The organism is Okeania sp. SIO1H4 (assembly GCF_010672695.1).
GTDB classification, from domain to species: Bacteria; Cyanobacteriota; Cyanobacteriia; order Cyanobacteriales; family Microcoleaceae; genus Okeania; species Okeania hirsuta.
The window spans coordinates 17,107-31,008 of record NZ_JAAHGB010000047.1 but is presented as its reverse complement, the minus strand read 5'-3'; the positions used below and the strand labels follow the sequence as shown (position 1 = coordinate 31,008).

The window sequence follows — 13,902 nt, the reverse complement described above, 5'->3', positions numbered from 1 at the left end:
AGTAGTCAGTATTGAGAGGCGAATATTTATTGCTAATTGCCAGAATAAAGTAAGCGTTTATTCTTGATTTATTATCATGATTTGCATAGTCTAAATATTTGGTAATTCACCGATTTTTATACTATTTTTTGTATAGAACCCATTTGATATCTATATAATTATGGTAGTCAAGTCTTTTCGCGCATCAATTTTGAGGAAAAATCTGAAGAAGGAGTGTTTTTTGGGGGTTGCACATTATGGAATGATGTTGCCAAAAATTGCTTTAGATTTTGACTAAGAAAAACCTCATATTAATCATTCTAGCAATTGATTAATCCACAATCCAATTCTATCAAAAATATCAAATCATTCGTCACTGTGCAACACTGTTTTTTGTATTGTTTCTCCCCACATCTTCCCTCTTTCCTCTTACCTTCCCCTCTTGGGAGGGGGAGGGGCGAGGGGTGGGTTGTCTCCTGTCTCCTGACTCCTGACTTCTAGCTAAAAAAACGCGCATATTTATGAAGATATAATCGGGGGTTCTATATAGCAAATTGATATGGGGAATGTGATTTATCAGGCAGGAAGCAGAAATAAATCTGGGAGTATAAATACCATCTCCTGAATCAAAAAAAATCATAATTTTAATTTTGCTGTAAAAAGGTCAGTGTATCTAGGGAATATAGCAATTATTATATTTGTGAGGTACAAAGTTATGGGTTTTAGGGAAAACCTTAACTGGGAATATTTTAACTGGGAACAGGAAAGAGAAAAGAAGAAAAACAAGTGTAACTCATGAATCTGAGAAGCACTATATTTTAATTCTTGACTTTGCTGCTACTTCTTTTGCGTGTTCTTCTGCTGCGTGAATAGTTTGTATTTTCCAGTTGTTTTTTTGTTATTGTACTTTGCTCTGCTTTGGCATATTGACATTTTAGATTGACTTGTTTTTGCTTTGGTAAATCTTGATTAGTAGGTGTTTCAACTACTTCTCCCCTTTTATTAATAAATCCCCTCTTTTTTCCTTGCTTAAAAAATGCTAGTTCTCCATTAAACCTTCCTAATTCGTCATAACAAATTGGCATAACTTCCTCTCCACAATTATTGATATAACCATATTTTTTTCTAGCATTCCCCTTGCTATTTCTTGACTAAAACTATCGGCAAAATCATAGATAAAATCAATAACAATTTTGGCATTGCTGAGTGGTAATGATTTTTAGATTAAGTATCAACGCAAAACATAAGTTTTTCAATTTTACCTTCAGCTACTTACCATTACATTTCAGAAACGCCACAATTTTTCCCTTATAGTTTATATAACCCCACTTTTTATCTCGTTTTACAAGTGCTAAACCTTCAGAAAATTGCCAAGCTGATACATAAGTAGGAGGTATTATCTCTTTTCCTTCTCTATTTTTATAACCATGCAGATCGTTGACTTTAAACCGTATTAATTCTTCAGTACGATCGGTTACTTCATCATGATAATTTTTTGGTTCTTGTGGTTGATTAACATCCAAAAATTTTCCATTAGAGTCAATATATTGAGTTTGATTATTAATCTTGACTTTTGCTACTCCTAAAGAAAACTCACTTGCTGTTTCTAATTTTGGCGGAATTACAACCTTTCCAGCTCGATCTTTATACCCCCATTTCCCATCACTCTGAAAAGGAATTAAAAACTTAGTCATTGATGATAATTTATGCAAAATTTTCGATAATTTATAATATTTTATTATCATTTTCTTTGTGGGTTTAATACCCCACCGTCTACAGGGTGTTCAAAATTACATGGGGATTCTAACCCCAAGTAATTTTCCTCCTGTCTCCTGTCTCCTGTCTCCTGTCTCCTGTCTCCTTCTTCAAAGTTCAATTCAAACTACAGTTGATGCTTTTAAAGAGACTCAATTTCAAATCGTAAATATTGCAGAAATTCCCAAAAATCAGCGATACATAGAGATAATCAGAATAGATTTCATACTTTTGATATGAATTGTCCTATTATTGGCCTTTACGAAGTGAGAAGTCAGAAGTCAGAAGTCAGAATTTACTTTTGTAACGGGGATTTGACACAAATTTTTCGGCTGATAGCTGATAGCTGATAGCTGATAGCTAGTTAAGATAAGATGATATAGGTTAAAAAATGTTAATAAGTGTTAACTGATGTTCATATCTCCTCAAGGCATAATCAAGCTCAAAAAATCCCTCAAACAGAGAGTATTTTTTGGCAATGAACCGACACCGGAACTCATAGCTATATTGCTTGTTTACTTCGTCCAAGGAATTTTAGGGTTGGGACGTCTTGCTGTCAGTTTCTTTCTCAAGGATGAATTGGCCATGAGTCCCGCTGAAGTATCGGCAATGTTGGGCGTTGTCATCATACCGTGGATGATTAAACCTGTTTTTGGGTTTATTTCAGATGGAGTGCCAATATTAGGTTATAGACGACGACCTTACATGATTTTTTCTGGGGTACTGGGGGCATTTTCTTGGATAGCATTGGCAAAATGGGTACATACTCCACTAGCAGCGACGGGAGCGATCGCTCTGAGTTCTTTATCGGTAGCTATTAGTGATGTAATTGTTGATTCTTTAGTTGTACAAAAAGTGCAAAAAGAATCTGTTAGTAGTACGGGTTCTCTACAATCTTTATGTTGGGCAGCTTCAGCATTAGGAGGACTAATAACTGCTTATTTGAGTGGTTATTTACTAGAGCATTTTAGTAATCAAACTGTATTTTTAATGACAGCTATTTTTCCTTTGATTGTTTCTGTTGTAGCCTGGTTAATTAATGAAGAAAAAGTTACTATTGGGATTAATTTTGACAATGTAAAACAGCAAATTAAACTGGTGAAAATAGCTGTTACTAAAAAATCAATTTTATTACCAACTGCTTTCCTATTTATTTGGCAAGCAACCCCTAATTCTGAGTCAGCTTTCTTTTTCTTTTCCACAAATGAATTAGGATTTCAACCAGAATTTTTAGGTAGGGTACGGTTAGTAACAAGTATTGCAGCTTTAATAGGTGTTTGGCTATTTCAACGCTTTTTTAAATCTGTTCCTTTTCGGAAAATTTTCGGATGGTCTATAGTTATTTCTGCTGTTTTAGGAATGACTACTTTATTGCTAGTTACTCATGCTAACCGCAGTCTAGGTATCGATGACCATTGGTTTAGTTTAGGAGATAGTTTAGTGCTAACAGTAATGGGAGAAATTGCTTTCATGCCTGTATTAGTTTTAGCTGCTAGACTTTGCCCACCAGGAGTAGAAGCAACTCTATTTGCTTTATTAATGTCTATCTATAATTTAGCTGGACTTATCTCCCATGAAGGAGGTGCATTGTTAATGCATTGGTTAGAAGTTACAGAGACAAATTTTGATAATTTGTGGTTGTTAATAGTTATCACTAACCTATCTACCTTATTGCCATTATTTTTACTAAATTGGTTACCAGCAGCTAATGCTCAAATGGAGGAAAATGAAAATATTAATTCTCTATCAGTATTAGAGCTGAATTCTATTAGCTCTGAAGTTGGTAGAGATAATTTTTTACCAGAATATTTACCAGAAATGGTACCAACTCCTAGTGGTAAAAACTCTCAAAACTAAAAATAGGTGGTAGGTCGTAGGTGTAATATCATGTGCGGTTGAATACTTATCAATAACTAGGGGCGAAGACCTTTTCGTCTGTACAGGGGAATAGGGAGTAGGGAGAATAAAGAGATTTGCCATGTATACACAGTTGGGTTTTTTTCATCACTAATTTCCGGACATGATATTATCCCTTTCTTTCTTAGGTTTGAGGTTCTACTATTGCGTATGGCAAAACAGTAGTGAATATATTTTTGGTTTCTGATTTGTAATTAAGTCAGATTTTTTCTGTGTTGAGCGATCGCCTTTGGTTTGGAGTCTATTTTGTGGGAAGGTGTGAAATTTTACTATTGCGTATGGCAAAACAGTAGTGAATATATTTTTAGTTTCTGATTTGTAATTAAGTCAGATTTTTTCTGTGTTGAGCGATCGTCTTTGGTTTCGAGTCTACTTTGTGGAAAGGTTTGAAATTCTACTATTGCGTATGGCAAAACAGTAGTGAATATATTTTTGGTTTCTGATTTGTAATTAAGTCGAATTTTTTCTGTGTTGAGCGATCGCCTTTGGTTTGGAGTCTATTTTGTGGGAAGGTGTGAAATTTTACTATTGCGTATGGCAAAACAGTAGTGAATATATTTTTGGTTTCTGATTTGTAATTAAGTCGAATTTTTTCTGTGTTGAGCGATCGCCTTTGGTTTGGAGTCTATTTTGTGGGAAGGTGTGAAATTTTACTATTGCGTATGGCAAAACAGTAGTGAATATATTTTTGGTTTCTGATTTGTAATTAAGTCGAATTTTTTCTGTGTTGAGCGATCGCCTTTGGTTTGGAGTCTATTTTGTGGGAAGGTGTGAAATTTTACTATTGCGTATGGCAAAACAGTAGTGAATATATTTTTAGTTTCTGATTTGTAATTAAGTCAGATTTTTTCTGTGTTGAGCGATCGTCTTTGGTTTCGAGTCTACTTTGTGGAAAGGTTTGAAATTCTACTATTGCGTATGGCAAAACAGTAGTGAATATATTTTTAGTTTCTGATTTGTAATTAAGTCAGATTTTTTCTGTGTTGAGCGATAGAGATAGTTTAATTCCCTCAAATTGATATTTCGTGTAAAACTTTAAAAAGTTGAGAAATTAGGATTTAATTATGACAAATTTACAAATTGAAAAATCTACATCTTATACTCGTGAAGATTGGCAAAAAGGATATGAATCTCAACCCAATGAATATGATTATTGGATTGATGATATAGAAGGTGAAATACCAGCAGATTTGAATGGTACTTTTTTCCGCAACGGACCTGGTTTATTAGATATTAATGGTCAGGCGATCGCTCATCCTTTTGATGGTGATGGAATGGTTTGTGCTATTGGTTTTAAAAATGGTCGTGCCCACTTCCGAAATAGCTTTGTTAAAACGGAAGGATATGTGGCAGAAAAAGCAGCAGGAAAAATTCTCTATCGAGGCGTTTTTGGCACTCAAAAACCTGGTGGTTGGTTAGCTAATATTTTCGACCTAAAAAATAAAAATATTGCCAATACTGGTATTCTTTATTGGGGGAATAAACTTTTGGCATTGTGGGAAGGAGCAGAACCTCATCAGTTAAATCCAAAGACATTAGAAACTATTAAACTTGATGATTTAGATGGAATTTTACAACCTGGTCAAGCTTTTTCTGCTCACCCCAGAATTGAGAAAGGAAAGGATGGTAAAGGAGATGTTTTAGTTAACTTTTCTGTAAAGCCTGGTTTATCGAGTACTATCACTATTTTTGAGTTTAATAGTCAGGGAAAATTATTCAAACGTTACTCTAATTCGATTCCTGGTTTTGCCTTTTTACACGATATGGCAATTACACCAAATTACTGTATCTTTTTCCAAAATCCTGTTACTTTAAATCCTATTCCTTTCTTCTTGGGACTGCGAGGTGCTGGTCAATGTTTGAAATTTTCACCTAATAAATCAACACAGGTTATTTTAATTCCTCGTGATGGTAGTAAAGCTATGAAAATTTTGGAAACGAAACCTTGTTTTATATTTCATCATGCTAATGCTTGGGAAAAGAATGGGGAAATTTATGTAGATTCTATTTGTTATGAATCTTTCCCACAAGTTGACATGGGTGATGATTTTCGTGAATTAGATTTTGACTCAATTCCAGCAAGTCAATTATGGCGATTTAAGATTAATTTGTCAGAGAATAATGTAGAACATAAATTGCTTGAAAGTCGTTGTTGTGACTTTCCGAATCTAAATCCGAATAATGTGGGAGAAGCTTATCGATATTTATTTATTGGAGTAGCAGAACAACCAAGTGGAAACGCTCCTTTACAAGCAATATTAAAGATTGATTGGCAAACAGGAGAACGTCAAATTTTTAGTGTTGCACCGCGAGGTTTTGCCGGAGAACCTTTATTTGTTCCTTTTCCGAATGGGGTGAATGAAGATGATGGTTGGTTATTGATGTTGATGTATGATGCGGCAGAACATCGGTCGGATGTTGTGATTTTGGATGCTAGAGATTTGAATAAAAAACCTGTGGCAATTTTGCATTTAAAGCATCATATTCCTTATGGTTTACATGGGAGTTTTACACCTCATTATTTTGGGGAGTAATTGATGTTTGGTTGACTTGAAAATCTAGAGGCAAACGGTTGTTTAATTGGGGGGGATTGATCTGATATTTCCCCCAATTTATAGAGGGGTATTAGCCACAGCTTACTTTAGGGACAGATGAAGTAGATAACCTAATATTTCCTGATTTAGATGGATTCTTAAAGTAAAAGTAAATCAAAGCAATCTATCTAAAATTAATAATATGAATAACGAGGAATCTAACAAGAAAAACAATAATCAAATTATTCAGGGTGACAAAAATATAATAATTCAAGTGAATAACAATCATTCTACAGCCTATGCATCTGAAAAAAATCCGAATCCAAAAGAAGAGAAAAATATAGCATTAGCATTTATAATAACTGGCAGTCTCAATATTACACACGAGCTCACATTAAAAGTAATTGAAAAACATCTACAAAAAATTGCTGCTGATGCGGATGATGCAGAATTAACAATTGTTGATGTTGATGAAGGAAGTTTAAAGTTTGTGTTAAAAGGTTCTCCAGAAGGTTTGGAAAAAATAGAAAAATTATTTAACTCTGAAGAATTAACAGAAATATTTGATGTGCCAATAAAAAATGTTGAGTTTATCGAGCCTGAAAAGGAAAAATTAGCATTTTCAATTACTGGGGATATTTCTGACACTGATGTGGCAAAAATTAAAGCCGCGGTTACTGGAGTTGATGAAAAAGAACTATTAATTCAAAAAATTAGAACTTATCGAAGGAGCGAAAAATTAAATCTTAGTGGAGCTGACCTTAGTGGAGCTGACCTTAGTGGAGCCATCCTTAGAGGAGCTGACCTTAGTGGAGCTAACCTCAGAGGAGCCGACCTTAGTGGAGCCATCCTTAGAGGAGCTGACCTTAGTGGAGCTTACCTCAGAGGAGCTAACCTCAGAGAAGCCGACCTTAGTAGAGCTTACCTCAGAAAAGCCATCCTTAATGGATCCGACCTCAGAAAAGCCATCCTCAGTGGAGCCATCCTCAGTGGAGCTTACCTCAGAAGAGCTATCCTCAGTGGAGCCATCCTTAGAGGAGTTTACCTCGAAGAAACCGACCTCAGTGAAGCTGACCTCAGAGAAGCCGACCTTAGTGGAGCTTACCTCAGAAAAGCCATCCTCAGTGGAGTAATCCTCAGAGAAGCCGACCTTAGTGGAGCTATCCTTAGTGGAGCTAACCTCAGTGGAGCTAAATTAGAAAACAGTAAAGTAATAAATACAAAATTCAGCAGCAATAGCCAAGGAATGAATGAACAACTCAAACAAGACCTCATTCAACAAGGAGCTATTTTTGAAGATTCTTAGGAAGACCCAGTATTAGCTCCAATGCGTCGCTAATATTAGCCACAGTTTAGTTTAAAAATTGGGAGTATTGTCCAAAACTCTAAGCAAAGTTAATCAAAGTCTCTCACCATAATTAATTAGGGCTTGCTGATTAATTCTAAAAGTATTTACAGATAAAGGTTTTAGCGTTTTAGCGTTGAAAAAAGTACCAACTTTTTGGTGGAAAAAGCTCATGCGTGCTGGTATTTTAGGATGATTATGGCAGAAAAATTGAGAGACAATTCTTGCTCCTACCTCCTCTACATTCCCATTTCTCCTGTCTCCTGTCTCCTGTCTCCTGTCTCCTACAAAGAGCAAAAAGACTTTATTCAGCAGACCCTAATTAACAATAATTGACGTAGTTTAACGGTCTAAGCAACATTGATTTGTCACGATAAAATTTTTTCCTATCTAATTATAAAATCGTAATTTTCTAGTGCCGGAAAATTATCAATAGTAGCAAATAATATCATGTTCATTAGAACAGTTATAATTAGGCTCGTAATTTTGCTGGAGCAATAATACTAAGTATTGTAAGGGCTAGGGCTTAATTACAAAAAAACAAAAACTTTATGATCAGTAATTAATCGATATGAGTTTTTGTTGGGTTGCCCTATCGCTTAACCCAACCTACAAATTACTTATGCTTTTTCCCATTCTGTGCCACCTCACATAAAATTGGTATAACACCTAAAACCTACCACCTAATTATTAATATGAATTATGAAACTGCCCGTCAATTTCTCATAGATCAAGGAACAGCTTTAGAAACTAAAATTAATCCAGATGCTTTCCTCATGCGTCTCGAACAAGGTAAACCTCCTATTCCTGGCCAAGCAACTAATATTTTGTTAGCTCTAAAAATCTCTTTTGAAATGTTGCAAGGAGATCCTCTTCTAGACCGAGAATTAGTTGCCGGATTATATTTATTAGCAATAGAAAGTCTAAAATTATTTGAAGCTGGTAGACGAAAAGGAGTAATGTGGCCGCCACTTTTAAAAGAAGATATTGAACGAATTTCAATTGCGGTGAAAAATATCTTTTCTGGAGTTTGGCCTACAGATAAATAATCATCCTTGAAGAAGAAAGAAGGAAAAAGTGGATGGGGAAAGTCTTCGACAAGCTACTTCGTGTCTTATACCAAATTAATAAATATTTGCTACAAATAGCTAGGATATTTCTGAGGAGTCAACCAACCCCTCGCCCCTCCCCCTCCCAGGAGGGGAAGTTAGGAGGACTGAGTCAGAATTAATAGCTTCAATACCATTTTTCAGGTCGGAAATAATTCTTTTCTCTTGGTGCGCTACCAGGTGCGACTGGCGTCGTCGCGGGGTCGCACCGCTCTCTTGGTCGATTGGATATGGCGAGGAGACCCGAAGAGTGCAGACCCGCTCCGAAGTACGCCATCCCACCCTACGGGAAGCTGCGCTAACGACCGCTTTGTCAAAGGACATATCCTGCATTTGTCTTTTTATTCCTCTGACTATTCGTAACATTATTTTTTCACGCTTGGTATTATAACCTCAACCAATTGTCAATACCGTGTAGATGGCGGGGTATTAAACCCAAAATAAAAAGATAAAAAAGGCTTTACCGTTTATTTATAAACCCACATTTGGTGCTACAAAATGCAGTATGTAAAAACCAAAAAACAGGAGTAAGTATTTAGACTTAATAAAAAAATCTTAAACAGTCATTTGTAATATCATTAAGTGAGAAAAATACGATCACAATAAAACTGTCTTAATGGATAGTTGGTATGGAACACAAAGATTAATGGCATTGGTAGATAACAAGCGGAAAATTTTATTACTGTCTCTTAAAAAGAAATCATCTAGTAGATGATACTGGTCGCAATCGAGAAAGATCAAAATATTGGATAATTAAGTTGGAATGAATTAGAAAAAATATCAGGTAAAAGAATTCAAATAAAATGAAACTCATTTAACTCTAAATAACTGAAGCTTTTTGAATAGATAGTTAAGCGATCGCGCAGAATTACAGTTGAATATCGCTCTGATTTAGTATGTACTATATATAGTGTCTTTGCGTAAGTCCTGATTCAGAGACCACAACAATACTCGATTATTACCAGAGTCAGCAATAACAGCAGTATTGCCACAAACCGAAATCCCATAAGGCCAACACAAACTTTGGCGAGTCGGATACAAACTCAAAGCATTTTCACCCTTACTCTGAAAATCTGACTGACCAATTAATGCAACTGCCGGAGTGCCAATATCCACAGTATCCCGCCAACCCAATAACCGAGAATTAGCGGTATCAGCAACAATCAACCAATTAGCAACCGCAGCTACACCATAAGGCATACTCAAACTAGCAGCAGAAGGAAAATAAACTCCCTGATTTAACTGTACTGTATTAAATTGAGATTGACCGAGAACTACAGAACAAGGTTGATTATTCTCAGTAGGGATGGCATCCCAAATCATTACCCGATTATTTCCAGCATCAGTCACAATCAAGCGATCGCCATACTGTTGCGGAACATTATTGCCCCAAAAAGTAATTGCATGAGGCCAACGCATACTCGCTGCCGTCGCTTCACTCCCTCCATTTTCATCCCGAAAACTCATATTTGCCTGCCCCAAAACGAGATCGGCAGGTTGTCCATTAACCTCTGGCAACTGATGCCACATCAACACCCGACGGTTGCCCGTATCTGCTACCCAGAGTTTTCCTTGATGGTAGACGACACCATAAGGCCAGTGCATTCGGTCCGCAGCAGTTTCTGGTTGACCCCGGTTAGATTCATTTTGAGAAAAATCTGCCTGACCTAAAACGATATCGGCAGGAACATTATTATCTTCGGGTAACTGCTTCCAAATTAATACCCGATGATTCCAAGCATCAGCTACTGCTAACCCTTCTCCACAAGCACAGATACCAGTGGGGACGCTTACTGTTGCTGCGGTGGTTGTACCATTGGCATTTTGCCCTTCTTGAGAAAAGTCAGATTGTCCGATAACCCAGTCAGCAGGTTGCGTGTCAATTTCGGGAAATTTTCGCCATCCCAATAATCGATGATGTCCGGTATCAGCAACCCACAGAGGTCCTGTTTCTGAGATTAAGCAAGCTCCACGGGGTCCGAACATTGTAGTTGGACTAGGTGCGAGTGGTACAACTAGGGAATCTGAGGATGGTGTACCGAGAATGATTTTTGCACCATTAGGGTTAAGCATTTGTGGTTGTTTTTCTGGGTTTTGATTCGGATTAATGTTTGGGGAATTTTTCATTTTAAGAAGGTAATGGGGAACAGAGAACAAAGAACAAAGAACAGGAAACAGAGAGCAGGGAGTCGGAAAATCTCTGGAAGTAATACCATTTTCAAATGGGCGGTTTCCTCCTTTAAAGTAAGAGGGATTTTTACCCATAATAGCAAGATATTGGTCTTGAGTAATGGGGTATTTACTCATATAAAAAGGTTGGAGAATAACTTGATGTTGGGGACTTTCTGTGTGAAATCTTCGTTTTTCACTTTCTGGCGAACCCATAATAAAACTCCCTCCAGGAATATAAACCATTTCCAAAATCACACCATTACCCAAATCTTCTGTAAAATATTGAGCTTGTTTGGGAACGCGATTAATTTCCTCACCTCTGTTATTAACTGTGATTACCTCAAATGAAAAAGTTTTCAGAGGTAATTTTGGTTGGGGAATAATAATAGGTTCTGGTTTAGTGCTTGGTAGAATAATTTTTTGTTATTTTGGTTAAAGTTAAATATTAGGAGTAGAGTCATCCTGTAAGGTTAGGTTTATACAAGTACAGACAATACGGAAACCAAAAATGTAGACGTGGGAGGCTTGCCTATCGCTGCCACCGCGAATAGCAGAACGGCAGACATAAGGGTTATCGTACCACGATCCTCCTCGCAGCAAAGGATACAGCTCTTTTTCATTATTGATATTTTGGAAATCATGACTATTAACCCAAGCAGTTCCATCAGTGGGAACATCTTCGTAATTATCATGCCAGTCATCTGCACACCACTCCCAGACATTACCGTGCATATCATATAAACCAAAAGCATTAGGAGAAAAACTTCCCACATCAGTTGTCTGTTTCCGATATTTACCTTTAGGTGCATTGGCATAGGTATAGTTACCATTATAGTTAACTAAATCAGTAGTAATAGTTTCTCCAAAATAAAATGGTGTGGTTGTTCCTGCTCGACAGGCGTATTCCCACTGACTCTCACTTGGTAGTTTATAGATTTTAGTGGTTTTCTGGGATAGCTTTTGACAAAATTCTGTGGCGTTGTACCATGTAACCCTTTCTACAGGACGTTTTCCTCCTTTAAAGTAAGAGGGATTTTTTCCCATAATAGCTTGATATTGGTTTTGAGTAATAGGATATTTACTCATATAAAAGGGTTGGAGACTAACTCCATGCTGAGGACTTTCTGTATCACGCCTTCCTGCTTCATCCTCCGGCGAACCCATCATAAATGTTCCACCAGGAATAGCCACCATTTCCAAGATCAAACCTTTACCTAAGTCTTCTGTAAAATATTCGGCTTGTTTGCGAACACGATTAATTTTTTCCCCTCTGTTATTAACTGTGATCACCTCGAATGAAAAAGTTTTCAGAGGTAATTTTGGTTGGGGAGTAATAATAGATTCTGGTTTAGTGGTAGGTAAAATAATAGGTTGTTGTCTCTGTTGAGTATTTGGAATAGAGGCACCCTGATTAATTAGAGCGCCAGAACTACAGACAACACGAAAACCGTAATTGTTGTAACAGAGGTCGCGCCTATTGATGTAGTCGCGGAAAGCGGAACGGCATAAATCAGGATCGTTGAACCAGGAACCGCCCCTCAGCAAGGGATACAGTTCTTCTTCTTCATTACCTTGAGAATCTAGATTATTTTCATTATGATGCCAAATATCTAGCCACCACTCCCAGACATTGCCGTGCATATCAGCATAGGAAGGAAAAATTCCCAGATTAGCACACAACTCCCAGACATTCCCGTGCATATCGTACAAACCAAAAGCATTAGGAGGAAAACTTCCTACATCGGTAGTCTGTTCTCGGTATTTACCTCTAGAGGCATTACCATAAGTATAATTGCCATTATAGTTCACTAAGTCAGTAGTAATAGTTTCTCCAAAATAAAACGGTGTAGTTGTTCCTGCTCGACAAGCATATTCCCATTGACTCTCACTCGGCAGTCTGTAATTTTTCCCTGTTTTTTTGGATATCTGTTGACAAAACTCTGTGGCATTGTGCCATGTTACCATTTCTACAGGGCGGTTTCTTCCTTTAAAGTGAGAGGGATTTTCACCGATAATGGCTTGATATTGCTCTTGAGTAATGGGATATTTACTCATATAAAAAGGTTGCAAAGTAATTTCATGTTGGGGACTTTCTGTATCACGTCTTTGAGCTTCATTCTCCGGTGAACCCATAATAAAACTACCCCCAGGAATAGCTACCATTTCCAAAATCACACCATTACCCAAATCTTCAGTAAAAAATTCTGCTTCTCTCCAAACACGGTTTATTTCTTCACCTCTCCTATTAACCTTAACAACCTCAAATGAAAAAGTTTTCAGAGGTAATTTTGCTTGGGAAGTACCAGAAGGCTTTAATAATAGATTCTCTAAATTATTGTTTGGTAAAATAATTGGTTTTTGTCTCTGTTGAATATTAGGAGTAGAGTCACCATAATTAGTTAGAAACTCAATAGAACTACAGACGACTACTCGAATACCGTGATAGTTGTGACGGTAGCCACGCCTAACGCTGTAGCTGCGGATAGCTGAACGGCAGCTCATAAAAAAATCGCCCCAGGAACCACCCCGCAGCACAGAATACAGTTCTTTTTCATCATTACTGTGAGAATCTAAATCATTTTCATTATTGATTTTTTCTCCTTCATTACTATCAATCCAAGCTCTGCCATCATTAGGTACACCTTCATAGTTATCATGCCAAATATCGTGACACCATTCCCATACATTGCCGTGCAGATCAAATAGACCAAAAGCATTAGGAGGAAAACTTCCTACATCGGTAGTCTGTTCTCGGTATCTACCTTGAGGTGCATTGCCATAAGTATCGTAGCCATTATAGTTCACTAAATCAGTAGTAATAGTTTCTCCAAAATAAAACGGTGTAGTTGTTCCTGCTCGACAAGCATATTCCCATTGACTCTCACTCGGCAGTCTGTAATTTTTCCTAGTTTTTTTGGATAGCTGTTGACAAAACTCTGTGGCATTGTGCCATGTTACCATTTCTACAGGGCGGTTTCTTCCTTTAAAGTGAGAGGGATTTTCACCGATAATGGCTTGATATTGCTCTTGAGTAATGGGATATTTACTCATATAAAAAGGTTGCAAAGTAATTTCATGTTGGGGACTTTCT

Annotated in this window: 12 protein-coding genes and 1 pseudogene; 5 read left to right on the top strand and 8 right to left on the bottom strand. The window is 36.9% G+C overall.

All coding sequences use genetic code 11. From position 1 onward, the window contains the following. Window positions 1–352 precede the first annotated feature (352 nt). The 4 genes from F6K06_RS23835 to F6K06_RS23820 all read right to left on the bottom strand — a co-directional run bounded on the left by F6K06_RS23835 (window position 353) and on the right by F6K06_RS23820 (window position 1,855). Complete coding sequence (locus F6K06_RS23835) at window positions 353–496, bottom strand: hypothetical protein (RefSeq protein ID WP_161564754.1); 144 nt, start codon at window positions 494–496, stop codon at window positions 353–355. 301 nt (window positions 497–797) lie between these two features. Next, complete coding sequence (locus tag F6K06_RS23830) at window positions 798–1,088, bottom strand: hypothetical protein (RefSeq protein WP_275670472.1); 291 nt, start codon at window positions 1,086–1,088, stop codon at window positions 798–800. 159 nt (window positions 1,089–1,247) lie between these two features. Continuing rightward, window positions 1,248–1,724, bottom strand: coding sequence for a WG repeat-containing protein (locus tag F6K06_RS23825; protein ID WP_124147723.1), 477 nt, complete (start codon window positions 1,722–1,724; stop codon window positions 1,248–1,250). Continuing rightward, on the bottom strand, window positions 1,721–1,855 hold the full coding sequence (locus F6K06_RS23820; protein WP_275670471.1) for a hypothetical protein: 135 nt from the start codon (window positions 1,853–1,855) through the stop codon (window positions 1,721–1,723). Before F6K06_RS23820 ends, F6K06_RS23825 begins: the two co-directional genes overlap by 4 nt. Window positions 1,856–2,145: 290 nt before the next feature. Here F6K06_RS23820 and F6K06_RS23815 point away from each other — a divergent pair, with 290 nt between their 5' ends. The 3 genes from F6K06_RS23815 (at window position 2,146) to F6K06_RS23805 (ending at window position 7,491) form a co-directional block, all read left to right on the top strand. Next, the gene (locus F6K06_RS23815) at window positions 2,146–3,591 is read left to right on the top strand and encodes a folate/biopterin family MFS transporter (protein WP_287242556.1); all 1,446 of its coding nucleotides are present in this window, start codon (window positions 2,146–2,148) and stop codon (window positions 3,589–3,591) included. A gap of 1,124 nt (window positions 3,592–4,715) precedes the next feature. Continuing rightward, window positions 4,716–6,185 (top strand): carotenoid oxygenase family protein, encoded by a 1,470-nt coding sequence (locus F6K06_RS23810; protein WP_287242554.1) that lies wholly within the window; start codon window positions 4,716–4,718, stop codon window positions 6,183–6,185. Window positions 6,186–6,387: 202 nt separating this feature from the next. Further along, a complete protein-coding gene (locus tag F6K06_RS23805) occupies window positions 6,388–7,491 on the top strand; it encodes a pentapeptide repeat-containing protein (RefSeq protein ID WP_287242552.1) in 1,104 nt (367 codons plus the stop codon). A gap of 93 nt (window positions 7,492–7,584) precedes the next feature. Here F6K06_RS23805 and F6K06_RS23800 read toward each other — a convergent pair whose 3' ends face one another. After that, window positions 7,585–7,827 (bottom strand): hypothetical protein, encoded by a 243-nt coding sequence (locus F6K06_RS23800; RefSeq protein WP_287242550.1) that lies wholly within the window; start codon window positions 7,825–7,827, stop codon window positions 7,585–7,587. A 398-nt stretch (window positions 7,828–8,225) separates the two neighbouring features. On the opposite strand from F6K06_RS23800, the gene F6K06_RS23795 reads away from it, so the two are divergent. Next, a complete protein-coding gene (locus tag F6K06_RS23795) occupies window positions 8,226–8,579 on the top strand; it encodes a Dethiobiotin synthetase (protein ID WP_124143311.1) in 354 nt (117 codons plus the stop codon). A 99-nt stretch (window positions 8,580–8,678) separates the two neighbouring features. Here the strand turns inward: F6K06_RS23795 and F6K06_RS23790 are convergent, their stop codons facing one another. After that, window positions 8,679–9,005 carry a hypothetical protein gene (locus tag F6K06_RS23790; RefSeq protein WP_124154619.1) on the bottom strand — a complete coding sequence of 109 codons (327 nt, stop codon included), beginning with the start codon at window positions 9,003–9,005 and terminating at the stop codon, window positions 8,679–8,681. A gap of 244 nt (window positions 9,006–9,249) precedes the next feature. Here F6K06_RS23790 and F6K06_RS34650 point away from each other — a divergent pair. Beyond that, window positions 9,250–9,389 (top strand): annotated as a pseudogene (locus tag F6K06_RS34650) (IS701 family transposase); the annotation flags it as partial. Window positions 9,390–9,530: 141 nt separating this feature from the next. Here F6K06_RS34650 and F6K06_RS23785 read toward each other — a convergent pair. Together F6K06_RS23785 and F6K06_RS23780 are read right to left on the bottom strand one after the other, a co-directional pair. Further along, window positions 9,531–11,078, bottom strand: a complete 1,548-nt coding sequence (locus F6K06_RS23785; protein WP_124143312.1) for an SUMF1/EgtB/PvdO family nonheme iron enzyme — start codon at window positions 11,076–11,078, stop codon at window positions 9,531–9,533. Between the two features lie 171 nt (window positions 11,079–11,249). Next, window positions 11,250–13,902: formylglycine-generating enzyme family protein (locus F6K06_RS23780; protein ID WP_287323304.1), on the bottom strand; the 2,653-nt coding region annotated here is incomplete at its 5' end.

Bases quoted from the DNA above. Each gene is read 5' to 3' on its own strand.
- F6K06_RS23795 (WP_124143311.1), top strand. From the start codon at position 8,226: ATGAATTATGAAACTGCCCGTCAATTTCTCATAGATCAAGGAACAGCT.
- F6K06_RS23790 (WP_124154619.1), bottom strand. From the start codon at position 9,005: ATGTTACGAATAGTCAGAGGAATAAAAAGACAAATGCAGGATATGTCC.
- F6K06_RS23810 (WP_287242554.1), top strand. From the start codon at position 4,716: ATGACAAATTTACAAATTGAAAAATCTACATCTTATACTCGTGAAGAT.
- F6K06_RS23825 (WP_124147723.1), bottom strand. From the start codon at position 1,724: ATGATAATAAAATATTATAAATTATCGAAAATTTTGCATAAATTATCA.
- F6K06_RS23815 (WP_287242556.1), top strand. From the start codon at position 2,146: ATGTTCATATCTCCTCAAGGCATAATCAAGCTCAAAAAATCCCTCAAA.
- F6K06_RS23805 (WP_287242552.1), top strand. From the start codon at position 6,388: ATGAATAACGAGGAATCTAACAAGAAAAACAATAATCAAATTATTCAG.
- F6K06_RS23835 (WP_161564754.1), bottom strand. From the start codon at position 496: ATGCGCGTTTTTTTAGCTAGAAGTCAGGAGTCAGGAGACAGGAGACAA.